Here is a 25,284-nt window from a genome sequence, read left to right as displayed (position 1 = left end):
GGTTCAGCTTTGTGTTCAGCCTTGACGCGCACGGCGCTTCTTCCGCATCTCGACGCGCCGGGACGTTCCGGCGGCGGGCGCAGCGCGGCGCGTCCCCTCGTCGAGGAAGGCGGCCAGCGTCCGTATGCTCGGATATTCAAAAACGCTCACTAGGGGGAATTCGCGCCCAAAACGCCTTGCCAGCTCCCTGTGCAGCCGCACGGCGAGGACTGAAGTGCCGCCCACATCGAAAAAATTGTCGTCGATGTTCAGCACCGCGCGCCCAAGAACGTCTTCCCACGCCTGCCCCACGGCCTTCTCAGCCTCGGACGAGGCCGGAGCAGCCGCACTCTCCTGAAAGGCCGCTTCCCCAGCCGTCTGAAGGAGCCGTTTCCTGTCCACCTTCCCATTGCCCGACAACGGCAGGGCCTCCAGCGTCACGAGGGCCGAGGGCACCATGTAGTCGGGCAGGCGTTCGCGGACGGTTCCGAGAACGGCCCGCTCCTCGACCGCCCCTTCGGGGACGATGAAGGCGATCAGCTTCTTGGCGGCGGCGTTTTCGCCCGCCACCGCCACGACAGCCTCCCGGACATCGGGACGGGACAACAGCACGGCCTCGATTTCGCCAAGCTCGATCCGGTGGCCCCGGATCTTCACCTGAAAGTCCTTTCGGCCCAGAAACTCGATATTTCCGTCTCGCAGCATCCGGCCCACGTCGCCGGTGCGGTACAGCCGTTCGCCGGTTTCCGGGTGCACAATGAAACTCTCGGCCGTTCGGGCGGCGTCGCGCCAGTATTCGCGCGCCAGCCCCACGCCGCCGATGTACAGATCGCCGGGGACACCGTCGGGGCATGCCTCCAGCCGGGCGTTCAGCACATGGAAACGCTGATTGCGCATGGGACGCCCGTACGGGATGCTCTTCCATTCCGGGAGCACGTCCCCAATGGGGTACAGAATGGACCAGATGGAAGCCTCCGTAGCCCCGCCGAGGCTGAACAGCTTCGCCTCGGGAGCGACGGCGCGGATCCGCCGGGGCAAGTCCAGCGGAATCCAGTCGCCGCTCATCAGGACAAGGCGCAGGGGGACGTCGCCCGCCTTCCCCGCGAATTCCATATATTCCACCAGCATCTGCACCAGCATGGGCACGGAGTTCCAGATCGTGACGCCGTGCCGCGAGGCCAGTTCCAGCCAGTGGGAGGGATCTTTCAGCCTGTCGGCGTCGGGCAGCACGACGGCGGCCCCGGAGAGCAGCGCGCCCCAGATGTCGTAGACGGACAGGTCAAAATGCAGCGCGGAAAGGCCGAACAGCCGATCCCCAGCCCCCACCCCAAAACGCCCGTTGACATCAAGAAGGGTATTCACGGCCCCACGGTGGTCGATGGCGACCCCCTTGGGCCGTCCCGTGGAGCCAGACGTGTAGATGATGTAGGCCAACTCATCAGGCTCCACAGGCACGGCCTCCGGAAGCCCTTCTTCTGGGGGGAGGCCGTCCACGGCGACGACCAGCGCGCCTTCGGGCCAGCGCAGCGCCTCCGCGTACTTCGCCTGCGTCAGAATGGTGCGGAAGCCCGCGCCGTCCGCAATCTGCTCAAGCCGGGCGTAAGGGACATGGGCGTCCACGGGGACGTAGACGGCCCCCGCCAGCGCGATGCCCGCAACGGCGACGACCTGTTCCCAGCCCTTTTCCATCACCACCCCGACAAGATCCCCGCGGCTGACGCCTTGGTGCGCCAGAGTATGCGCGACGGCACCCGCACGGCGGAGAACCTCTTCATACGACAACGTCCGTGCGGAGGTTATGACGGCCGGGGCGTCGGGCGTCGCCTGAGCCTGCCGGAGGAAAAGGGAGGCCAGCGTTTCCCCGGAAAGTGGGCCTTCGGTGGCGTTGTAGCCGATCCGGGACTGCCGCTGGGCTTCGGGAAGCGTGAGCGGCGAGGCCTCCAGCCACGCGGCGTCGTCCGCGGCCAGCCGATTGAGCAACCTCACGTAGGCGTCGAACATGGCTTCCACGAGCCCCTCCGGGAACAGCCCCTCGACGGCGTCCCAGTTGAGCATGAGGCGGCCCTCCTGCTCATAGGTCTGGTGGTCGAGCCATACCTGCGGGGTCTGGGTGATGCTCGTGACGAGCGTTCCCATGCCGGAGAACCCCGACGCATCGCGGCCTGCCTTTCCAAGGCTGACCGCCCCGGTGAACACGATGGGCATGCGCGCCGGTTTGCCGCGCAGCGCAAGCTCGCGCAACACCTGCACGCCGCTCACAAGCCGATGGCTCATGTCTTCCCAGAGCTGCCGCTGGACGCCGAGGGCGCGCTCCCTGAAGGATGCGCCGGAAACGGCGTCCACGGCGAGCAGGTTGAGGGAGGAGAAATCCCCGACGACATCGTTGACCTGATCGTGCAGCGGAAGCCGGTTGAACAACGTCAGGTTCAGGGTAAAGCGGGGGCCGGCACTCCAGCGAGCCAGCGTTTCGGCATAGGCGGCTACGAGCAGGCCGGACGGCGTCAGCCCGTTCCGACGGATGCGGGCCTTGAAGCCCTCCCAGACGGGGGCCTCCAGAACCGCGCTCAAGCGTACCGTCCGGGGCGCGTCAAGTTCCGAAGGCTGCTTCGCCAGCGGAAGTTCCGGCGCGGGAGGCAGGTCGTCCAAGCGTTTTTTCCAATATTCAAAATCACTGCGCCAGAGGGGGGTATCGACGATCTTCCGCTCCGCAAGCACATAGTCGCGGAAGGACAGGCGCAGTTCGGGGAGCCGCTCGCCGGGCGAGCGGTACAGCCGCAGCCATTCGTCGACAAGCAGGAAGATGCTCCATGCGTCGGCGATCATGGCATCGAAGTCGAGGAACAGGCGAAGGCGCTCTTCCCCGTCCCGCAGGTACCGGGCCACGCGGATATCGAACAACGGCCATGTATCCGCCGGGAGCAACTGCCCGGACATGGCCCGGCGGACATTCCCGATGGCCCCTTCCGGGGCCGCATCATCCCTCAGATCATAAACCGGGAAACGGTACTCGCCCACGGAAGGCAGGATCGCCTGCGTGCCGTCCGGCAGGAACACGGCGCGCAGCATCTCGTGGCGTTCGATCAGCCGGTTCCAGGCACCGTTGAGCCGTTCGATGTCCATGCCCGCATTGTCGAATTCAAAATAGACGTGGCTCGAAACCTTTCCCAATTCGTAGGCCCCGATGCGGCCGATCCAGTAGGCGTATTGCACGTCCGTCAGCGGGAACGGCTCGGAGCGTTCCCCTTCCCGCGGCTCCACGGCGGGCAGGGACGCCGCATCCGGGAGGGCAGGCCCGTTTTCCCGCGCCTCCGCCTCAAGGCTCTCTGCGAGACGCGCGATGTCGGGGAACCGGAAAAGCCGATCAAGGGTCAGTTCCGCGCCGAGCTCCTTCCGCACTTCCGCGACAAGGTGGGTCGCCACGAGCGAGTCCCCGCCGAGCTCAAAGAAATTGTCCCGCACGCCGACCTGCGGCACCTGCAAAATGCGCTCCCATATGCGGGCGAGCGCGTTTTCCAGCTCCGTCGCGGGCCGGGCTTCCTCGCATGCCTTTTCCTCAAACGGGGGGAGGGCCTTGCGATCCAGTTTCCCGTTGGCGGACAGGGGCAAGGCGTCGAGCGCCATGAACGCGGAGGGCACCATGTATTCGGGGACGCGATCACGAAGGAACGCCTCCAGCGCGCGGAACAGGTCCTCTTCGTCCGCCGCGGGTTCCCGCAGCACCAGATAGGCCCCCAGCCGCCGGATGCCCCGCGCACCGGAAACCGGCATCGCCACAACGTCCTTTACCAGCGGGTGCTCTTTCAGGGCTGCTTCGATTTCGCCCAGCTCAATGCGGTGCCCGCGGATCTTCACCTGACTGTCGGCGCGGCCAAGGAATTCGATGGTGCCGTCCGGCCAGAAACGTCCGAGGTCGCCCGTCCGATACCAGCGCATCCCGTCAATATTGCGGAAACGCTGGGCCGTCAGTTCGGGATCGCCCAGATAGCAGCGGGCGACGCCAGCCCCGCCGATCCACAGCTCGCCGTCCACCAGATCCGGGCAGTCGCGGCCCTTGGCGTCCACCACCCGGTAGGACTGCCGGGACAAGGGGCGTCCGTAGGGAATGGACTTCCACTCGGCGGGGATCGGCGCCTCAACCTCCATGATGTTCGACCAGATCGAGGCTTCCGTGGCCCCGCCCATCGCGATGAGCCTTGCTCCGGGGGCCGCGTCCTTCAGCCGCTGCGGTAGATCAAGCCCGATCCAGTCCCCTGAAAGCATGGCCAGACGCAGCGGGAGCCTGCTTCCGTGCGCTTCGGCATCCACCAGCAGCATGTCGAGCAGGATGGGCACTGTGTTCCAGACCGTGACGCCGTATTCGAGGACGATCCGGCGCCAGTCCCCTGCGCTGCGGCGTATCGCCTCGCCGATGGCGACGATGGCCGCGCCGGACGAGAGCATCCCGAAAATATCGTATACGGAAAGGTCGAAATCGAGCGAGGACACGGCAAGGCATGCGTCACCCTCGCCTACATGGAACCGCCCGTTGATGTCCGCAATCGTGTTCCGCGCGCTGCGGTGCTCAATGGCCACGCCTTTGGGCTCGCCCGTGGAGCCGGAGGTAAAGATGACGTAGGCGAGATCATCGGGAGCGACAGCCGCCGGCTCCACAAGCGGCTCCACGGCATGGCGTTCCGCGATGTCAATCAGTTCAGCTCCAGATGGGAGCGAGGCCGCGTCCAGCACATCCGTACGGCTCAGGACAAAACGGACGCCGATTTTCCGATGGATGCGCTCACGCCGCGCCAACGGCTGGGAAGGGCTTACCGGCACATAGAATCCGCCCGCCGCGAGGACGCCCAGCACGGCGACAATCTGTTCCCTGCCGCGCGGCAAGGTCACCGCCACCGGCGTCCCGCGTTCCACGCCGCGCCGACGCAGCAAGGCCGCCGTCCGCAGCGCCTCCCCCGCCAGCTCCCCATAGGTGATCCGCTCACCGCTCAGCCCGTCGATGACCGCGACCGTATCCGCCGCCTCGGCAGCGCGGGCGAAAAACGGCCCGTGCATCGTCTCTTCAGGCGCGGGGAGGGCCAAAGCCCTGTCACGCCCGCGCCGTTCGCGCTGCCGCTCCGGCAGCACGTCGGGGACGCATTCCCAATGGGCTGCGTCAGCGGCGAGCCATTCCAAAAGCCGTCCGTAGGCGTGCAGCATCTCATCAATCAGCCCTTCGGCAAAAAGTTCCTCCGCCGTATCCCACGCAAGGGCGAGTCCGCCGTCTTCGGTTTCGTACATCTGGAAGTCAAGCCAGACCTGCGGCGTTTGGGACAGCATGTAGTGGAGCCTGCCGAGCGTTTCCCGGCATTCCTGCGTCAGCAGGGGGTTCCCCAGATTGCACGCAAAGACCACGGGCGCGATGAACCGCTCGTCGGGGCGCATTCTGGCAATGTCCCGCTGAATCCGCACGCCGGAGTAGGAGGAATGGGCCACGTTCTCGTAAAAACGGGACTGGACGTCGCGCAGGCGTCCGAGGAAAGGCTTCTCCTCGGTGCAGTCCACATCGACGAGCAGCAGGTTGGTGAAGTCCGCCACCACGTCCTCCAGCCCTTCCTCGCCCGTTTCCCGATCGAACAGCGGCAGGTTGATGAAAAAGCGGGGCACGGAACTCCAGCGATCGAGGATTTCGGCGTAGGCCGTCAGCAGCGCCATCGCCGCCGTCGCCTCATGGGCCGCCGCCTCGGCCTTGAGCGCGCGCCACGTCCCGGCGGACAAAAAATACAGCCTGCGGCGGTACGAAGCCCGAAGCACCTCTTCGGGGTTCCTCTTCAGCGGAAGCGCGGGCGCGCCGGGGAGTTCGGGCAGGCGCCCGGCCCAATAGGCGGCGTCGCGCTCCCTGTTCGCCACGTCCCGCGCGTCCTTGCGGGCCAAATAGTCGGAGAAGCGCCACGCCTCCGGCGCGGGCGGCACGACGCCGCGGGCGTAAGCCGCCGAAAGGTCGCGCAGCACGATGCAGAAGCTCTGCACGTCGGCCACCAGCAGATCGATGTCGAAGAACAGGCGGGTGCGCCCGTCCGGGAGCAGGCACAGCTCCAGACCGGCAAGCCTGCCCTGCTCTACCGCGAAACGGCGGTGTGAAAGTTCCTCGCGGAGCCGTTCCAGACGGTCGGCCACGGTTCCCGCGTCGGCCTCCCGGAGATCGTGGACGATCAGCTCTTCCGAGGCGGGTTCCGGCAGGACGAGCTGCCTGCCGTCTTCGAGGAACGCGGCGCGCAGCAGGCTGTGGTGCGCAAGCACCGTCCGCCACGCCCCAGCCAACCTGTCCGGCTCGACCCCTTCGCCGTCCAGCTCAAGGTAGGCATGGCAGCCGACGCCGCCGAGCGGCTGTCCGTCACGCCGCCCGATCCAATAGGCATACTGCACGTCCGTCAGAGGGAAAGGCTCGTCCTGCGTCCGCTGCGGAAGGGGCGAGGCGGGGACGGCCCGCTCCGCGCCGATCCCGGCCTTCCGGCGGAGGATCTCCATCCAGCTCGACAGCGTAGGTTCGGCGATCATTTCTGCGAACGTGACCTTGACCCCGGCCTTGCGCCACCTGCTGACCAGACGCATGATCTTCAGGGAGTCCAGCCCGAGGCCGACAAGGTTGTCGCCATCGGAAAAACCGGGCTCCGCGATCAGCCCCCCTATGGTTTCGCGGACGGAATCGTATTCAATGACCGCAGGATCCTTCATTGCCATCGCTTCCTCTTTTTCCTTGAAGTGTGCTGGTGTCCATGAAAAACACCGGGAAAGGCGACCTCTCCCGGTGGGGAAACAGGCTGCGCCTCAGACCTTGCGCCCGGCGTACCGCTCCTCAGCCATGGCCGAGAGCTTCCGCTTGTCGACCTTGCCGACGCTGGTCACGGGCCACACGTCGAGCTGTTCCAACTGATCCGGGTATTTGAAGCGGGCGACGCCGCTCGCCTCGAAGAAGGCGTAGACGGCGGCAAGGCTCACTTCGGCCCCGTCCGTCATGATCCAAGCGCAGATGCGCTCGCCGAGGTCGTCGTCCTTCACGCCGACTACGGCGGCGTCCGTGATCAGCGGATGCGTCCGCAGCACGGTTTCGACCTCCACCGGGGCGATCTTTTCCCCGGCGCGGTTGATCTGTTCCTTGATGCGCCCGCAGACCTGAATCCGATCGCCGCAGACGATGCGGGCGATGTCCCCGGTGCGGTAATACCCGTCCTCGGTCACGGCGTGCCTGTTCGCCTCCGGCGCGCGGTAATAGCCCTGAATCGTGTAGGGGCCGCGGACGATCAGTTCGCCCGCCTCGCCGCGCGGCACGTCCCGGTCGTCCGCATCGACGATGCGGATTTCGTCGGCGGGCGAGATCGGGCGCCCCTGCGTATTGCAGATCACGCTCTCTTCGTCGTCCAGCGAAGTCGTGCAGATAAGCCCCTCCGCCGTGCCGAACACGTTGACCATCTTGCAGCCGAGCACCGGCTCCACGCGCGCCGCCATGCCGGGATCGACCGCCGCGCCGCCAGCCTCGATGAACACAAGGCTGGACAGATCCGCCTCTTCCCACTCCCTAGCTTCCAGCCAGAGGTTGAGGAGCGCGGGCACCAGCGCGGTGAACGTCACCTTTTCGCGTTCGATCAGCTCAAAGGCCTCGTCGCTGCCCACGCTTTCGGCCAGAACCACCTTGCCGCCGTTGATCAGCGTCCCGATGATTCCCGGAGACGACAACGAGAAGTTGTGCGCGACGGGGAGAACCACCAGATACGCGCTGTCCTCGTTGAGGCCGCAACGCTCGGACGCGGCGCGGGCGTTATAGGCGTAGTCGGTATGGCGGCGGGGGATCAGCTTGGGCGTGCCGGTCGTGCCCCCGGACAGCAGCAGAACCGCCGTTTCCGTAAACCGGGGCGGAGCCCAACTGATGACGGGGTTGGGCTTGCGCAGCGTTTCCAGAGGGATGGTGCCCTCGATCCCGCCGTTGTCGGTGATGAGGTATTTCAGGTACGGATGGCCGTGGGAAAGGCTTTCGACGATGGAACGGTATTCGGTGGAGCCGTATTTGTCCGTCGTGATATAGGCCACCGGCTCGGCCAGCCTGCACAATGCGGCGATGTCCGCCTCACGGCTCGCCGGAAGCCCCATGATGGGGATGCCTCCGAAGCGGAACAGCGCGAAAGCCGCCAGCACGAACTCCAGCCGATTGGGAAGCTGGAGCAGAACACGGTCGCCGGGGCGGATGCCCAGCTCGATCATGCCCGCGGCATACTCGTCCACGAGCCGATCAAGCTCGCGGTACGTGACCCTTCTCCCGCCGGAGACGACGGCGATGCGCTCCGCATGCCGTTCCGCACTCCGGTGCAGTTCTTCGCCAAGCGAATACGGCTGCCAATACCCTTTGGCGATATACTTCTCCTCAGGCACGATATACACTGCTGACTCCTTGTCGGATCACGGTTTGCAAAGTGGGGGAATGGATTCCGCCAATCTTGAATATGAATTTTATTATCATTAAATGACGACAAAAAAACGGCTGCCGCCTTTCCCCTCCCCCTATGGAGGGGATAAGGAACGCCGCGAGGTCCTGAATCCACATCGAAGGAGAAGGGCCAGCTCCCTGTGCATGAACACCCGCCCTCTTGCCCCCGCTTCGCGGCGGTTCCTGTTGAGGGACTATAACGGCCCGGAATGCACATGGACATACCCGATGTGGTCAAAACCGTACCACTCTTTTCTCCCTTCATTCCATCATGTTGGGAAGCCAGAGGCTCAACATGGGAAAGGCGAACAACAGGCAGAGATGGATGATGTCGGCAATCAGGAAGGGAAAAATGCCGCGAAAGACCGTCGTCAGCGGGACGTCGGGCACGACGGCCTTGATGACGAACACGTTGAGGCCCACCGGCGGCGTAATCTGCGCGATCTCAAAGATGCGCACCACGATGACCCCGAACCAGATCGGATCATAGCCCAGAGAGGTGAGCAGCGGGAACACGATGGGCATGGTCAGCACGATCATGGCGATGGGGATCATCACGCAGCCGAGAAGGACGTACATGGATACCAGAATGATCATGACCAGCGTGGGGCTGAGCTGGAGGGCCCCGACGGTCGAGGCCAGCGTGAACGGAATCCGTGTCACGGAGAAGAAGTATCCGAGCAGCATGGCCCCGATCATCACCAGCATGATCATGGCCGTGGACTTGACCGCATCCATGCACGACCGCCCAAGCGCGCGGGCCGTCAGACGGCGGCGGAGCAGCGCCAGCGCGAATGCGCCCGATACCCCGACGGCCGCCGCCTCCGACGGGCTGAACCAGCCCTTGTAGATGCCGCCGATCACGAGCAGAAACAGGGCGAAGACGGGCCACGTCCCCTTCAGCGACCGTACCCGCTCGCGCAGGGGGAAAGGTGCGCAGGCGGGCCCCAGCGCGGGATTGATCCGGCACATGATCCCGACGACCACCGCATAGAACAGCGCCTGAAGCAGGCCGGGGATGACGCCTGCCATAAACAGCTTGGCGATGTTCTGCTCCGTGAGGATGCCGTAGATCACCATCACCGTGGACGGCGGGATAAGCACGCCGAGCGTCCCCCCGGCGGCGACCACGCCCGTGCTGAGCGCGGGATCGTACTTGAGTTTCTTCATTTCCGGCAGGGCCACGGCCCCCATGGTGACGGCGGTCGCCAGCGTGGTGCCGCTGAGCGCGGCGAACCCGGCGCAAGCCCCCACGGTCGCGAGCGCCAGGCCGCCCCGGAAATGCCCCACCCAGCGGTGCAGCATACGGAAGAGATCTTCGGAAATGCCGCTGTGGAAGCACAGGTTTCCCATCAGCATGAACAACGGGATCACGGCGTAGTCGTACGAGGCCACGCTCGTCCACGGGGCCGTCCGCAATAGGTTGAGCCCCGCCCCGATCCCCAGCAGCGACACCATGCCGACGACGCCGACCACGCCCATGGACACCGCCACAGGCACGCGGAGAAACAGCAGCGCCAGCAACGCAAAAAAGCCCAGCAGGCCGATGCACTCAGGCGTCATGGCGCCTCCTCTCCCGGAGGTGTTCCCGCACATGGATCAGGGAAACCACCGCCAGCAGGAAAAAGCCCGTACCGAGCAGGCCGATGAACGGCCATGTCTGAAGGCTGGTCGTCGGCGTGCACTCCCCGTTGGCGAAGGCGTCAACGGCATAGTCCGACGTCTTCCAGCCCACGGCGGCGCAGAAGGCGCATCCCAGCAGGGCGCCCAATGCGCCCAGAGCGTGCCGAACCCGCCGCGGCATCATGTCCGTGAGGATTTCTACCTCCAGATGGCTGTGCGTCACGCCCGTATAGGCGAGCCCGCACCCGACCAACGCCCCCATGAGGACTTCCACCACCTCGAAGACGCCGGAAAGGGACGCCCCGAAACCGCGCATCACAACATCCGCCGTAACGAGCAGGGCCATGCCCCCCAGCAGGACGCACCCGAGCACGTTGCCCCACAGGGCCGCCCTGCCGACGGCCGCACATCCTTTTTCCATCCACTCCATGCGAACAAACCCTTTGCGGCCGTGCGGCGTTCCCGCCCGCACGGCCGCGAGTGCGCGTCACTGCGCTTCGTAGTGTTTCATCAATTCCAGAAAATCCGCCACATACCGGCGGGCATCCGGCACGCCTTCCTTCTCGATCCGGCTCAGTTCCTCTTCCCGGACTTCGGCGCACACTTTGTCGATCTTCTCACGTTCAGGCCCTGTGAAGCTCAGGACGGCCTTGCCGCCCTCCCGCACGGACTTGCGCATCTCTCTGGCGATATCCGCCTCCGTCCCGCCGCCCAGCGCGGCGAAGCGTGCCCCGCTGGCGTCCTCCAGCACTTTTTGGAGATCGGGCGGCAGCGAGTTCCACTTGTTTTCGTTGATCACCAGATAAAAATAGATGGGCGGCAGGAAGTCGCCTTCGGTGAAGAAACCGCACACGTTCGTCAGCCCGAACCCGCGGTGCCCCTCCCACGCGGCGACGGCGGCCTCGACGATCTTCTTCTGGAGGTTCATAAAGATGTCCGGCCCCGGCACCGTCATGACCGTGGCCCCCATGCGCTTGGCGAGCAGCGCCGTGCTCTTGCCGTTCGTACGCAGCCGCAGCCCCTCGAAGTCCTCAACGGAGGCCACGGGTTTGTCCACGCTCCCGATGACCATCGGGGAGACGTGCACCCCAAGGATCTTGACGCCCTTCGCCTCGTCGTGAAACGCGGGAGTCCTTGCGATCAGATCCCATACGGCGAGCGAGGCGGCGCGCGGATCGGTGATGTTCAGCCCCGGCACGTACAGCGCCTCAAGCGCCTTGAGCCGGTCGGTGAAAAAGAAGGAATGGAGATAGGCGATGTCCACCAGACCATCCTGGCAGGCCATCAGATTGACGTTCGGCTTGGCCAGCGAACCGTTGGGGTACAGGTGTATCTTGATCCGGCCCTTGGAAGCCTCCTCCACGGAGGTGCTCCACGCCTGCAGCGTCCGCACCTGCTGCACCGACTGCGAACCGAGCCCGGTCTCAAAGTTCAGGACGATTGCGTCGTCGGCGTGCGCATGGTTTCCGACGCCCCACCCCATCAGTACGAGGCCGCACAGCAAACTCACTACTTTTTTCATCTCTGCTCCATTACAGTTGATTGCATTCCCGCCTCCCGCCGGGGCCTTCCTCCGGCGGGAGGCGGCCGAAACGTTCCGCATCGGCGGCAAAGCAGCTTTCCGCCATTTCCCGTAGCTTGTACTTCTGAACCTTGCCGCTGGCGGTCTGGGGGAAAGCCTCCACCACGGCGAGATGGCGCGGTATCTTGTACCAAGCGATGCGCCCCCGGCAGAACGCCCGGACGGCCTCCGGGGAGATGTCCGCCCCCTCCCTGACGATGAGGAAGGCCCCCACCTCCTCGCCGTAGCGCACGCTGGGCACGCCGATCACCTGAACGTCGAGAACCCCCTCCATCGTGCGGAGGTAATCCTCCACCTCGCGCGGGGAAATGTTTTCCCCACCCCGAATGATCATGTCCTTGATCCGGCCCCGGATGCTGACATAGCCGTCCGCATCCATGCAGCCGAGATCCCCCGTGTGCAGCCAGCCATCCGCGTCGATGGCCTCCGCCGTGGCTTCCGGCATGGCGTAATACCCCCGCATGACGTTGTAGCCCCGGCAGCAGACCTCCCCTTCGCAGCCGCGGGGAACCTCCTTGCCGTCCCGGCCGCGGATGGAAACCTCGATGCCGGGGAGGGGACGCCCCACCGTCGCGACGCGGCGTTCCACGGGGTCATCCATCCGGGTTTGGGTCAGCACCGGGGCCCCTTCCGTCAGCCCATAGCAGATCGTGATGCCCTCCAAGCCCATGCGCCCCATGACTGCGCGCATGAGCGCCTCAGGGCATACCGCGCCCGCCATGATGCCCGTGCGGAGCGTGCCGCACTCGAAACGCGGAAAAAGCCGGTGGTGCAGCACGGACTGGAAAAAGCTCGGCACCCCATACAGCGCGGTGCAGCGTTCCCGCCCCACGGCGTCCATAACCGGCACGGGGGAGAACGTGTCGAGGAGAACCATCGTGGCCCCGTAATACACGCAGGCCAGCGCGCCGAGCACGCACCCCACGCAATGGAACAGCGGCACCGGCAGGCAAACCCTGTCGGATTCGGTCAGGTTCAGGTTGCCGCCGACGCAGCGGGCGTTGTTCACGATGCCCACGTGTTCGAGCATCACGCCCTTGGGGAAGCCGGTCGTCCCGGACGTGTACTGCATGTTGACGACGTCATAGGGTGTTGCGGCCTCCCTGCGGGAAAGGTAGTCCGACTCAGGGACGGCCTTTCCCAGCGCTTCCAGTTCGGGCAGGGAATACGCCCCTTCCGCCGGGCCTTCTCCGAGCGACACGATCCGGCGCAATCCCGGCGCGTGGGATGAACGCAGTTCCCCACGGGGCATCTCCAGCGCTTCGGGGACGGCGGCATAGAGGGAGGCCGCGAGATCCCGCCCATGCGTTCCCTGAAAGAATACGAGCGTCTCACAGCCGGACTGCCGCAGCAGGTAGCGCAGTTCCGTTTCCTGATAGTTCGTATTTACCGTGATCAGAACCGCTCCTATCTTCGCCGCGGCGAACATGAACACGATCCACTGCGGGCAGTTGGGAGCCCACAGCGCTATCTTCTCCCCCTCACCCACGCCGATCGCCATCAGCCCCCGGGCGGCGGCATCGACCCGCTCCGAAAGCTCACGCCACGTCCAGCGCACCCCGGTACCGGGATGGACGACGGCCTCCCGCAGGGGGAACGCCTCGACGGAGGCATCGAAAACCTGACCAAGCGTCAGTTCCCGCACAGCAAACTCTTTCATGGCAACTCCACGCGGCCTTGGAACGCCGAGAAGCCCCCGGCGGAAGGCCCCCCAGACGGATCATCGGGACGTTCCCCGTTCCCGCGACGCTCCTCCGCGCCTGACGGCGAGGCCCTTCACGCCCGTATGTTGTTCCGAATGGTTTCAGCCATGATTCGCATGGCGTCGGGGGAGCCGTAGGCCTCCTGCTTCCACGGCGCGAAGCCGTCGTCGGGAAAGCGGGGGATCAGATGCCAATGCACATGATCCACCTGCTGCCAAGCGGCCCGCCCGTTATTCTGGATGACGTTCAGCCCGGCCGCCCCCGTCGCTTCCATCACCGCCGCGCCCACACACCGCATCGTCAGGAGCAGTTCGTCCCCGATCGGCTCGTCGAGCGTGAAAAGCGTTTCCGCATGCCGTTTGGGAATGATGAGGGTATGCCCCGGAAAGGCCGGGTTGATGTCCAGAAAAGCCAGCAGGCGATCCGTTTCGTACACCTTCGCGCAGGGCAGCGTGCCCTCCGCGATCCGGCAAAAAAGACACTCGTCCGTCATAACAACTCCTGTTCATAAACCGTAAACGGACGTCCCCGCACCGCGAGGGCGCCCGCGAACCCTTCGGCGGGACGCCATTCCGTCAGCCCGACATCGTGCACGCCGCCGTCCTTCAGAAAAATGGAAACGCCGCCCCCGCAATCGAGCGGCATACGGACGCGGAACCGATCCAGCGAAAAGGAAAGCCCCTCGCCCAACGCCTTCACAAAGGCCTCCCGAAGTACCCAGCACCGGAAAAAACGTCCTTCAGGCGGAATGCCTTCGGCTATCCACGACCGCTCATGAGGGGAGAAGAACTGTTCCACGATGTCCGCCATGCCCGGAAACGGCTTCACCCGCTCAATGTCCACCCCGACCTCGTGATCGGGGACAATCGCCACGGCGGCCAGCCCTTCCGCATGGGAAAGGCTGAAGTGCGGCCCGCCCTCCACAAAGGGCTTGCCGCAGGCGTTCCGAAAAAAGCGAACCTCTCGCGGGCCGCAGCCCAGCCAGCGCCCGAGGAGCAACCGCAACGCGCCGTGCGCGGCGACATACCGATCGGCCAGCGTGGAAGAAACGAAACGCCGTCCCGCAGCCTCCTCTTCGGGAGGAAGCGCAGCGCGTCCCAGCGCGAGCACACGGGGATCATCAAGCGGGATCGTCCAGACCTCAGGGCCGCCGCACGGCGTCCGGTTCCAGCCTTCCGGCCCAAAGGCCCGCCGGACGAACGCCGCCGCGCTCATACGCCGAGCACCCGCCTGATGTGCGACAGCAGCAACGGAGAGGAGTGCGTCAGGTAGAAATGCCCTCCGGGGATTTCGTGCAGAGAGAAGCCCCCGGACGTATGCCGTTCCCATCCCTCCGTCTCGCCGCGGGTCGCCTCGGGGTCATCAGACCCGTAAAAGGCCGTGATCGGGACGGGAAGCGGTTCTTCTTCCTGATATTCATACGTTTCATCCACGGTAAAGTCCGCCCGCAGCAACGGGAGAAAGAGCTTCATCAGCTCCTTGTTGTCCAGCAGGCTCTGCGGCGTGCCCCCGTACCGGGACAGCGCGGCGAGAAAGGCGTCCTCCTCCAGCTCGTGCAGGGGGGAGGGTTCGGGGATCTCCGGGGCGCGGCTTCCCGACACGAACAGGTGCGCGGGAAGGGGCTGCCCCTTCCCGCGCATGTACCGGGCCAGCTCAAAGGCGACGCGCGCCCCGAGGCTGTGCCCGAACAGGGCATACCGCTGCCCGGCGTAGGGCCGGATCGCTTCCGCCGCCTGCTCGACGATCGCCCTCATGGAGAGGAGGGGCGTTTCGCGCATCCGGTTTTCGCGCCCCGGCAACTGGACGGGAACGGCCCCCAGCGCGGATTCCTTCGTCCACGCGCGGTAGGCCGACGCCCCGCCGCCCGCATGGGGAAAACAGAAAAGCCGAACCGGAGCGTATGGAACCCTCTCCGGCATGAACCAACCTGCCATCGTTCTTCTTCCTTTTTATCTTGAGCGCAGGACCGCCCCACCGCCGCACCGGGCGGCAGCCCCGCCTACTTGTTGCCGGAGACGATCCGCGCCCGTTCCGGCACGTCCTCCGTTACCCACATATTGGCCCCAATGATGGCCCCCGAACCGATCGTAATGTTGCCCAGAACCGTGGCCCCGGCGTAGATGGTGACGCCGTCACCAAGATGCGGGTGGCGGGGAAGGCCCTTGATCAGCACGCCTGAGGCGTCCTTGCGGAAGGACAGCGCTCCGAGGGTGACGCCCTGATACAAACGGCAGTTTTTGCCAATGACGCACGTTTCCCCAATGACCACCCCCGTGCCGTGATCGATGAAGAAGCCCTCTCCGATACGGGCGCCGGGGTGGATGTCGATCCCCGTGGACGCATGGGCCATCTCGGTGAGGATGCGCGGCAGAAGCGGCACTTCAAGCTCGCTGAGTTCGTGGGCGATGCGGTAATGGGTCATCGCCAGAATCGAGGGGTAACAAAAGATGGTTTCACCAAGGCTTGTCGCTGCCGGATCGCCCTCATAAGCGGCCCGCACGTCCGAGGCGAGAAGCCTCCGCAGAACGGGCAGCCGTTCAATGAAGCACACAGCCTTTTCATAGGAAAGCTTCTGGCACTCCGTACACGCGCCGCATTCCTTGGCATACCGTGCATGTGAGAAGCACGCCCCGGAATATATCTGGCCAGACATCCGCTGTAACACGGAATCGATGGATGCGGCGATATGATAATGGTGGGACTCCGAGAGTACGGGAGTTCCGAAGTAGCCGGGAAACAAGATTGTTTTGAGAATATAAACAATCTCCCGGACGCACTCCAAAGAAGGCATCGGAGCATTGTGCAATGGGGAATGGGCGATATCACGCATGGCCTCTGGCGAGCACAACTGGCCTATGACGTGATCGAGCCGGCTTGCGGGAAGCGTACCGATGCCGGACGAAGAGAACATATTGCAAAACCTCTCCTGTTGAAGTCATGCCGCTGCAAAACGCAACACGTTTCCATTTTCCTTAGGGACTGCCGAGCCCGTTTCCCGACCGTCCTTAAACAAACGCAGCATATGGCTTCCAGGAATAAAGGCCATACCTATTCAGGTCAAAAATATGTCACAGCTAGATCAATAAATTTACTATGTTATATTGAAATAATGAATTTAATTTTCATTTATTCCACAAAACCGACCGCTTCTTCCATACGTTTTCTCCTACTCAGGAGCCCCTTCCATAGCTGTAGAAAAACGCCCAGAAATGATTATGGGGCAATCTGACGTGCCTCCTCTGAAATCAAGCCTAGGCCGTGTCGTCATTTTACATATAACTATTTGAAACTATTGAAGACAATCATTTTTGAAATATAAAATAGTCAAATAATTTCAATATATTATATATAATTAACGACACAACCTAAAACTTGGTTCATCGAAGCTCTCAGTGCAAGCTCCCTTACACCCGCTAATCTGCCCATAGCTACGAAAAAGTATCAAAAATAGAAAAAGCTAATGTTGCCCAAACAATCCACAGGGTTCGGAATGCAGTCGATTACGTAAAAGCCCATATAACGGAATAGCCACAGTCAGAAACGCTGCAATGTAAATAAAGATAAATCCATTTCACCTTTGCGTATCAGTTGTTTTTTCGTCATCGCCTCAACCCGGATGCCTTTTATATTTCTCTATTTATATTATTAATTAAACATCATACATAATTATATATTCATCGTGTATAATAGTAATAGCAAATTACCATCTTTGTTGATATCAATAACGACACTCAAAACATATATCGTCAACTTCATACTCTTGTATGAGAAATCAATATCATTATTGAATTTTTATATACCTATATATAATATAAGATATTAAATAGTATAATAAAAATATAATTTTTTATCAAAATAAACATCTCTTTTACTTTGAATATACTTTTTACTTTCAGTATTATATATTTAATGGTAAAGATACATTTTCTCTCCCACGTATCTAATACATTCTGCTGCATTTAATAGAAAAAGAGAAATAGAGGAGGTGCTTGTCATCCAGTTTATGGTGCTTTTCTGCCTGATTTTGCAGTAAATTGCCGACTTAGGCAAAAACGAAGCCCCGCAGCAGTTGCAACCGCTGCGGGGCTTCGCTATAAGAACTAAAAGTCTAAGCAAGTTAGGAGAAGAGATAGTATGTCATGGTCTAAAAAAATGAATTGGTCGATTTATTATAACATACCCCACGAGTTGCAGCCTATTTATTTGGATAGACTAGAATTAAAAAAGAAAGAACCGTCTAAAAAATATTTAGATGAACTAACACGAACACACCAAATTAAAATTCCTTTTGAAAATTTAGATGCAACTGATTTTTTACGTCCTATAAGCATAGAACCACAAAATTTAATAAATAAAATACTTAAAAATAAACGTGGCGGATATTGCTTTGAATTAAATGGTCTTTTCTTCTTACTACTGCTATCTCTTGGCTTTGATGCGTGGATGTGTCCTTGCCGTCAACTCCGTCATCCTGAACCATATCCGGTTCCAGCAACACATTGCGGCATTTTAGTGTATTGTGAAAATAAAACGCTATTTTGTGATGTGGGATATGGTGGGCCGGCACCACAAGAAAGTTTAGAGTTTAAAATTGGAGAACAACAATATATTGATAAAGAAATATTTTGCTTCTATCGTAGCGGTATTGTTCCAAATGACACTCGTTCACGCCCACAAGATTCAGGATGGTATACCTTAGTCCGTAAAACGGATAAAAAATACGATATTGAAATGCCATTAATGCAGATGACGCCATTACAATATTATCTATCCGACTTTCATGGACAAAATATGCTGCGTTCGCTCGGAGATACGGCATATAGCGTAAGGCATGTTTCCAGAAATACAAAATATGGATATATTGATATTACAGGAAACAAGCTTACGATAAATGAAAACGGCATAAAAGATATTATAGAGTTTAAAGATTCCGATTTGAAAAATTTATTATTAAAATATTTTAATATTGATATAGCATAATATTTTATTATAAAAATACAGCAAACTCTGTTTTTCTGACTTCCCAGAAATAAGAGAGAGAGAGAGAGAGAGAGAGAGAGAAAGAAGATGTACCCCAGAGCGAAATATTTGACCGCCCGATTCTGGTTGCGCTTCGTGTCGCCCGGAACCAGAAAAGGCCCTGCAACTTTCGTTGCAAGGCCTTGTACTTTCTGGCTCCCCGGGACGGACTTGAACCGCCAACCTAGTGATTAACAGTCACCCGCTCTGCCGATTGAGCCACCGGGGAATGAGGCACTCGTTGGTGCGAAAAGAGGTCTATCGAAATGCCCTCCTTCCGTCAAGCGTTTTCTTCATTTTTTTTGAAAAAACTTTTTGACCCGCGGCACGTCCTTGACTGTACAGCACAATTGGACTACGGCTTTGCGGATACAAACTGTGCGATCAGATCCACAGGGCGCCACGGCCGGAGGGGGGGTCCCGCCGCCGCGGGCGGGAAGGCAATGCGAGAACGGAGGAACGCTCCCGCTGTCTCTAACCCGTTGGAACATTGTACGGCTTTCGTGTAACATCGACCACGCGCCGCAACAGGAAGCCTGTCCGCCAAAGCCCCGTTCTCGCCGCCGGATATGACCGCGTTTCTTGCCGTCCGTAAGCGCGGAAAATGATCATCGGTCGCCAATCGCTATTTTAATTGATGGAGAGATTCCCTTGAGCAGCCCGGAAACTACGCACCACAAGCCCGTCAAGCTTGCTACCAAATCAGTCCACGCATCCTATTTCATGCCCATGCTTCAAAGCCTCGCCGATAAAGACGAGCTCAACGAAGTCGTCAAAAACTGCGTGGTCAAATCCTGCGAACTCATGGATGCCGGGATCCCTCTTCATCTCAATGGGTTCGTGAAGACGCATGACGCTGGGGCCATCCGGGCCGAATACGAAGCCTGTTCCGCCACCGAGCTCGAAGAACTGAACGAGACGTTCACCTGTGCCGGGCGCATCATCTCCCACCGCTCTTTCGGCAAGGTCGCGTTCTTCCATCTCATGGATCGCAGCGGCCGTATCCAGTGCTACGCGTCCAAAGATCTTATGGGTGAGGAAGCCTACAAGAATTTCAAAAAGTTCGACATCGGCGACATCGTGGGCGTGCACGGGAAGCTTTTCCGCACCAAGACCGACGAGCTGACCCTCGCCTGTGATCAGGTGACCCTGCTTACCAAGTCGTTCCGCTCCCTGCCCGAAAAGCACAAGGGCCTCACCAACGTCGAAATTCGCTACCGCCAGCGGTATGTGGACCTCATCACCAACCCGAAAGTCCGCGACATCTTCCGCAAGCGCAGCAAAATCATCCGCACCTTCCGCTCTTTCCTTGAAGAGCGCGGCTTTGTGGAAGTGGAAACCCCCATGCTTCATCCCGTGGCGGGCGGCGCGGCGGCGCGTCCGTTCATCACCCACCACAACGCGCTGGACATGGAACTGTACATGCGCATCGCGCCCGAACTGTACCTCAAGCGCCTCCTCGTGGGCGGCTTTGAGAAGGTCTTCGAGCTGAACCGCAACTTCCGCAATGAAGGCATCTCCATCCGTCACAACCCCGAATTCACCATGTGCGAATTCTACTGGGCTTATGCGACGTTTTATGATCTGATGGATCTGACCGAGGAACTGTTCTCCACCATCGCCACGGAAGTCTGCGGCAGCCCGATCATCACTTATCAGGGTACGGAGCTCGACCTGACCCCCGGCAAGTGGCAGCGCCTCACCTTCCACGAATCGCTGGAGAAGATCGGCGGGCACTCCCCCGAATTCTACAACGACTTCGACAAGGTACTTGCCTACGTCCGCGAACGCGGGGAAAAGATCCTCAAGACGGACAAGCTCGGCAAGCTGCAGGCCAAGCTCTTTGACCTCGACGTCGAGCCCAAGCTCGTCGCCCCCACGTTCATCTACCACTACCCCACGGAGATCTCCCCGCTGGCGCGCCGCAACAAGGACAACCCGGAGATTACGGATCGTTTCGAGCTCTTCATCATGGGCCGCGAATACGGCAACGCGTTCTCGGAACTCAACGATCCCATCGACCAGCGCATGCGTTTTGAACAGCAGGTTCGGGAAAAGGCCGCCGGCGACGACGAAGCCTGTGCGATGGACGAAGATTACCTGCGCGCGCTGGAATACGGCATGCCCCCGGCCGCGGGCGAAGGCATCGGCATCGACCGGCTGGTCATGCTCCTGACCGACTCCCCGTCCATTCGTGAAGTGATCTTCTTCCCGCTGCTGAAGCAGGAATCCTAACCCCTATGCGTTTTGAACTCTTCGTAGCCTTGCGCTACCTCTTTGCCCGGCGCAAGCAGGCCTTCATTTATATCATTTCAGCCATGTCCGTGCTTGGCGTGGCCATAGGCGTCGCCGCGCTGGTCGTGGTTCTCGGCGTCTACAACGGCTTTACGACGGACATCCGGGATAAAATCCTCGGCGCGAACGCGCACATCATCGTTTCCGGCCCGTTGGCGGCGCTCACCGCGCCGCCTTCGGACGCGGACTTCCAAAAAATGCGCGGCGGCGAAGCCCCCGAACTCTCCGGCATGGCGGCCGTGCTCCGGCGCATCGACGCCACCCCCGGCGTCGTCGGCTCCACCCCCTTCCTTTACGCGGAAGGCATGCTGTCCTCCCCAAGGGGCGTCAAAGGCGTCGTCCTGCGGGGCATCGATCCCAAGACCGCGCCGGACGTCCTCACCATGCTGGACAGCCTGAGCAGCGGCAGCGTCGCAAACCTGAACGCGTCCGTGGAGGGCGCGCCGCCCGGCGTGCTCATCGGCAAGGAACTGGCGCAGCGCCTCGGCCTGGTCGTGGGCAGCCGCGTCAACCTCCTTTCCCCTTCCGGGCAAAAGACCACCGCCGGTTTCCAGCCCCGTATCCGCCCTTACAAGGTTGCGGGCATTTTCCAGACCGGCATGTTTGAATACGATTCGTCGCTTGGGTTCATCTCCCTTGCGGCGGCGCGCGATCTGCTGGGCTTGCCTTCCGATCAGATTTCCGGCATCGAAGTCACCGTCAAGGACGTATATAAGGCCGATGCCGTCGCCGCCGCCCTCCAGAAGGAGCTTGGCCCGCTGGCTTCCGTCCGCACATGGATGGACATGAACGCGAATCTCTTTGCCGCGTTGAAGCTCGAAAAAATCGGCATGTTCATCCTGCTGGCGATGGTCGTCCTCATCGGCTCCTTCTCCATCGTCACCACGCTGGTCATGCTGGTCATGGAAAAGACGCACGACATCGCCATCCTGATGTCCATGGGCGCGACCAAGGGGATGATCCGCCGGATATTCATGCTTCAGGGCACGATCATCGGCGTGGTGGGCACCCTGCTCGGCTATGTGCTCGGCATAGGGCTGGCGCTCCTCCTCCAGCGGTATCAGTTCATCAAGCTCCCGCCGGGGGTTTATACGCTGGATCACCTGCCCATCCTGCTCGACTGGGTCGATATCGTTGTGGTCGGCGTGTCCGCCATGACCCTGTGTTTCCTCGCCACGATCTATCCGGCGCGGCAGGCTTCGAGCCTTGAGCCCGCCGAAGCCCTGCGGTTTGAATGATGGAACAGACAGCATACGCGACCGCGCCCCCGGTACTCTACGAGCTTTCCGGCGTCGGGAAGTCCTGCGAGGGCCCTGCGGAGCGCATCACCATTCTGAAAAATATAGACCTGACCGTCCGGGCCGGCGAATCCCTCGCCATCGTCGGGGCGTCGGGATCGGGCAAGTCCACCCTCCTCCACCTGCTCGGCGCGCTGGACACGCCGACCGCGGGCAAGGTACTCTTCGAGGGCAAAAGCCTGCCGGACATGACGCCTAAGGAAAAAGCCCATTTCCGCAACAGGAAGCTAGGGTTCGTTTTCCAGTTCCACCACCTGCTGCCCGAATTTTCCGCCGAGGAAAACGTGGCTATGCAGGCGCTCATCGCCGGGATGAACCGGTCGAAGGCGCTGGAACTGGCACGGCAGGCCCTCGGACGCGTCGGGCTTTCCGACAGGAAGGATCACAGGGTAACCACCCTTTCCGGCGGCGAGCGTCAGCGCGCCGCCATCGCGCGGGCCATCCTGCTGGAGCCCCGTGTGCTGCTGGCCGACGAGCCCACCGGCAACTTGGATCAGCGGACAGGCGATTCCGTCGCCGAATTGCTTCTGGAACTGAACCGCACACTCGGCATGACCCTCGTCATTGTCACCCATAACCGTGAAATGGCGGGAACCCTCGGGCGCTGCCTCGAATTACGATCTGGAGAACTGTATGAAGAGATGCGTACTCGCGCTGCTGGCGCTGGCGCTGTGTAATCTGTTGTTCCACGGTACGGCTCAGGCGGCGCCCAAACAGGCGGCCTCGGATGCCGTCCGTGTGGCCGTTCTCCCCTTCCAGATCAATGGAGGGGCGGATCTCAACTACCTGAACGACGAACTGCCCAAGCTGTTTGAACAGCGGCTGGCCCAAAAGGGCTTTAAGGTCATCCCGGCCAAGGATACGCTGCGCCTGCTCAAGAACCAGCGGATCAGCCAGCTCAATCTGGCGGCCGCGCGTTCCATCGCCAAGCAGACCGGGGCGAACTACGCCGTATACGGCAGCTTCAGCAAGACCGGCGACGCGTTCAGCATCGACGCCCGCATGGTCGATGCCGCAGGGCAGCGGGGGGCACAGCCCTACTTCGTCCAGAAGCAGAACATGATCGAGCTGCTCCCCGCCGTTGACGAGCTCGTCGAGAAGATGGGCGGCGGCGCGGTCAAGGGCGACGCCATCACGGACATCCAGATCCGCGGCGTCAAGGTTCTTGATCCCGATGTGGTGCTGATGCGCCTGTCCACACGGAAGGGTGACGTGGTCGATCCCGCCACGCTCAATGAAGAAATCAAGCGTATCTGGGATCTCGGCTACTTCAGCGACGTGAACGCCGACATCGAACAGGGCGGGCAGGGCCGCGTGCTCGTGTTCACGGTCAAGGAAAAGCCCCGCATTGACGACGTGATCGTCAACGGCTCCGACGAGGTCAAAAAAGAAGACATCCTGGCGGCCATGAGCTCCAAGACGGGCTCCGTCCTCAACGATCGCCTGCTTGCCGAAGACATCCAGAAGGTCACCGAGCTGTACCGCAAGGAAGGTTTCTACCTCGCCGAAGTCAACTACCGCATCGAACAGAAGGCCAACAGCGCCTCGGCCGTGCTGGTCTTCGACGTGAAGGAAGGCAAGAAGCTCTACATCAAGGAAATCAAGCTCGAAGGGCTCCAGAGCATCGACGCCGACGACCTCAAGAAGGAACTCGCGCTCCAAGAGCACGGCATCCTGTCATGGGTTACCGGCACGGGCGTGCTCCGCGAAGAGTACCTTGAGCGCGACTCCGCCGCGATCACGGCCTACGCCATGAACCACGGCTACGTGGACATTCAGGTCGCCGCGCCGCAGGTGGACTACTCCGAAGACGGCATCACCGTCACGTTCACCATCAATGAAGGCATACGCTATAAACTCGGCGAAATCGGCTTCAAGGGCGATCTCATCGACAACGACGAACGCCTGAAAGAAGTGATCAAGCTTGACGACTATAAGGATTCCAACGGGTATTTCTCCCTCACCGTCCTGCAGGACGACATCAAAGCCCTCACCGACTTCTACGGCAACTACGGCTACGCCTTCGCCGAGGTCGACGTGGACACCCCGAAAAGTGCCGAGGAGGGCGTCATTGACGTCTTCTATGTGCCGCACAAGAAGCAGAAGGTGCATATCCGCCGCGTGGTCACGCAGGGCAACACCCGCACCCGCGACAACGTCATCTTCCGCGAACTGCGCCTTGCCGACGGCGACCAGTTCGACGGCTCCAAGCTGCGCCGTTCCAACGAACGCCTGAACCGCCTCCGCTACTTTACGCAGGCCGATACGACCATCGTCCCGACCGACAAGGACGATGAAGTCGATCTCCGCGTCAACCTGAAGGAAGACCGCACCGGCGCCATTATGGGCGGCGTGGGCTACTCGACCTTCTATCAGTTCGGCGTGAGCGGCAGCATTCAGGAGCGCAACCTGTTCGGCCGCGGTTACTCGCTCGCCCTGCAGGGGTTCGTGTCCGGCAAGTCCTCGTATCTGGACTTGTCTTTCGTCAACCCGCGCATCTACGATACCGATTTCGGCTTCAGCAACAACAGCTACGCCATCTGGGAAGAATGGGACGACTTCAAGAAGAAGACCATAGGCAACACCATTCGCCTCTTCCACCCCATCGGCGAATACACCTCGGTATCCGTGGGCTACCGTCTCGACCGCTACACCCTGTTCGACATCCCCGATTCGGCATCCCGCGCCTACAAGGAATACGAAGGCAAGAACCTGTCGAGCGTCGTGAGCACCAGCATCACCTACGACTCCACCGACTCGCGCGAACGTCCCACGTCCGGCGTGGTGGGCCGCGTCTCCATGGAATACGGCGGCGGCGGTATCGGCGGCAACGACAACTTCTTCAAGCCCATCGGTGAATTGCAGTCGTTCCATACGCTGTTCCGCAACCCGAACCACATCTTCCACTGGCGTGGGCGCGTCGGCGGCGTGTTTGAAAACTCCGACAAGCCGGTACCCGTGTTCGACCGCTTCTTCATCGGCGGCATCGACTCCATCCGTGGTTATGACTCGGAAGACCTTGCCCCGCGCGATCCCAAGTACCATGACGAAATCGGCGGCGACCGCATGGGCTTCCTGAACTTTGAATATATCTGGACGTTCCACCCGGAAATGGGCATCGCCCTCGTGCCGTTCTTCGACATCGGCTACAACATCGACTCCAGCCAGACTTCCGATCCCTTCAGCGAACTGAAGAAGTCGGTCGGCCTTGAACTGCGCTGGCGTTCGCCCATGGGCGATCTGCGCTTCGCCTACGGCTTCCCGCTGGACAAGAACGTCAAGGGCGACCGCCCCGGCGGACGTTTCGAGTTCTCCATGGGCCAGTTCTTCTAAAAA

General features: G+C 61.1%; 15 protein-coding genes and 1 tRNA gene. 5 read left to right on the top strand and 11 right to left on the bottom strand.

The features are described 5' to 3' along the window. Positions 1-15 precede the first annotated feature (15 nt). The 10 genes from ACZM8Y_RS00875 to epsC all read right to left on the bottom strand — a co-directional run bounded on the left by ACZM8Y_RS00875 (position 16) and on the right by epsC (position 16,247). Positions 16-6,684 carry an amino acid adenylation domain-containing protein gene (locus ACZM8Y_RS00875; protein WP_482330492.1) on the bottom strand — a complete coding sequence of 2,223 codons (6,669 nt, stop codon included), beginning with the start codon at positions 6,682-6,684 and terminating at the stop codon, positions 16-18. Positions 6,685-6,777: 93 nt separating this feature from the next. After that, on the bottom strand, positions 6,778-8,382 hold the full coding sequence (locus ACZM8Y_RS00870; protein WP_308770368.1) for a (2,3-dihydroxybenzoyl)adenylate synthase: 1,605 nt from the start codon (positions 8,380-8,382) through the stop codon (positions 6,778-6,780). A gap of 307 nt (positions 8,383-8,689) precedes the next feature. Continuing rightward, positions 8,690-9,991 (bottom strand): TRAP transporter large permease, encoded by a 1,302-nt coding sequence (locus tag ACZM8Y_RS00865; protein WP_302551536.1) that lies wholly within the window; start codon positions 9,989-9,991, stop codon positions 8,690-8,692. After that, a complete protein-coding gene (locus ACZM8Y_RS00860; protein WP_486853531.1) occupies positions 9,981-10,481 on the bottom strand; it encodes a TRAP transporter small permease in 501 nt (166 codons plus the stop codon). The genes ACZM8Y_RS00865 and ACZM8Y_RS00860 overlap by 11 nt, the downstream gene beginning before the upstream one ends. A gap of 57 nt (positions 10,482-10,538) precedes the next feature. Then, positions 10,539-11,573, bottom strand: coding sequence for a TRAP transporter substrate-binding protein DctP (gene dctP / locus ACZM8Y_RS00855; RefSeq protein ID WP_302551534.1), 1,035 nt, complete (start codon positions 11,571-11,573; stop codon positions 10,539-10,541). A 10-nt stretch (positions 11,574-11,583) separates the two neighbouring features. Next, on the bottom strand, positions 11,584-13,293 hold the full coding sequence (locus tag ACZM8Y_RS00850; protein WP_482331342.1) for an AMP-binding protein: 1,710 nt from the start codon (positions 13,291-13,293) through the stop codon (positions 11,584-11,586). A gap of 116 nt (positions 13,294-13,409) precedes the next feature. After that, a complete protein-coding gene (locus ACZM8Y_RS00845) occupies positions 13,410-13,829 on the bottom strand; it encodes an HIT family protein (protein ID WP_482331338.1) in 420 nt (139 codons plus the stop codon). Then, positions 13,826-14,551: a 4'-phosphopantetheinyl transferase family protein gene (locus ACZM8Y_RS00840; protein WP_337432237.1), complete on the bottom strand. Its 726-nt coding sequence runs from the start codon at positions 14,549-14,551 to the stop codon at positions 13,826-13,828. Before ACZM8Y_RS00840 ends, ACZM8Y_RS00845 begins: the two co-directional genes overlap by 4 nt. Continuing rightward, positions 14,548-15,270, bottom strand: coding sequence for a thioesterase II family protein (locus ACZM8Y_RS00835; RefSeq protein WP_482331336.1), 723 nt, complete (start codon positions 15,268-15,270; stop codon positions 14,548-14,550). The genes ACZM8Y_RS00840 and ACZM8Y_RS00835 overlap by 4 nt, the downstream gene beginning before the upstream one ends. Positions 15,271-15,335: 65 nt before the next feature. Then, entirely contained in the window at positions 15,336-16,247 is a 912-nt protein-coding gene (epsC, locus tag ACZM8Y_RS00830) for a serine O-acetyltransferase EpsC (RefSeq protein WP_302551529.1), read from the bottom strand. 1,223 nt (positions 16,248-17,470) lie between these two features. On the opposite strand from epsC, the gene ACZM8Y_RS00825 reads away from it, so the two are divergent. Next, positions 17,471-18,316 (top strand): arylamine N-acetyltransferase, encoded by an 846-nt coding sequence (locus ACZM8Y_RS00825; protein WP_479859010.1) that lies wholly within the window; start codon positions 17,471-17,473, stop codon positions 18,314-18,316. Between the two features lie 192 nt (positions 18,317-18,508). Here ACZM8Y_RS00825 and ACZM8Y_RS00820 read toward each other — a convergent pair. Continuing rightward, positions 18,509-18,584 (bottom strand) — tRNA-Asn (locus tag ACZM8Y_RS00820). Positions 18,585-19,084: 500 nt separating this feature from the next. Between ACZM8Y_RS00820 and lysS the strand changes: the two genes are divergently transcribed. The 4 genes from lysS to bamA are packed head-to-tail and all read left to right on the top strand — an operon-like array spanning position 19,085 to position 25,281. Next, complete coding sequence (lysS, locus tag ACZM8Y_RS00815; RefSeq protein ID WP_302552201.1) at positions 19,085-20,590, top strand: lysine--tRNA ligase; 1,506 nt, start codon at positions 19,085-19,087, stop codon at positions 20,588-20,590. Between the two features lie 5 nt (positions 20,591-20,595). After that, the gene (locus ACZM8Y_RS00810; protein WP_302552172.1) at positions 20,596-21,888 is read left to right on the top strand and encodes a lipoprotein-releasing ABC transporter permease subunit; all 1,293 of its coding nucleotides are present in this window, start codon (positions 20,596-20,598) and stop codon (positions 21,886-21,888) included. Continuing rightward, positions 21,885-22,625, top strand: a complete 741-nt coding sequence (locus ACZM8Y_RS00805; RefSeq protein ID WP_482331332.1) for an ABC transporter ATP-binding protein — start codon at positions 21,885-21,887, stop codon at positions 22,623-22,625. Before ACZM8Y_RS00810 ends, ACZM8Y_RS00805 begins: the two co-directional genes overlap by 4 nt. Then, positions 22,582-25,281: an outer membrane protein assembly factor BamA gene (gene bamA, locus ACZM8Y_RS00800; protein WP_302552174.1), complete on the top strand. Its 2,700-nt coding sequence runs from the start codon at positions 22,582-22,584 to the stop codon at positions 25,279-25,281. Before ACZM8Y_RS00805 ends, bamA begins: the two co-directional genes overlap by 44 nt. Positions 25,282-25,284 lie beyond the last annotated feature (3 nt).

This window comes from Bilophila sp., assembly GCF_057864385.1.
This window is presented reverse-complemented; position numbering and strand designations above follow the sequence as displayed.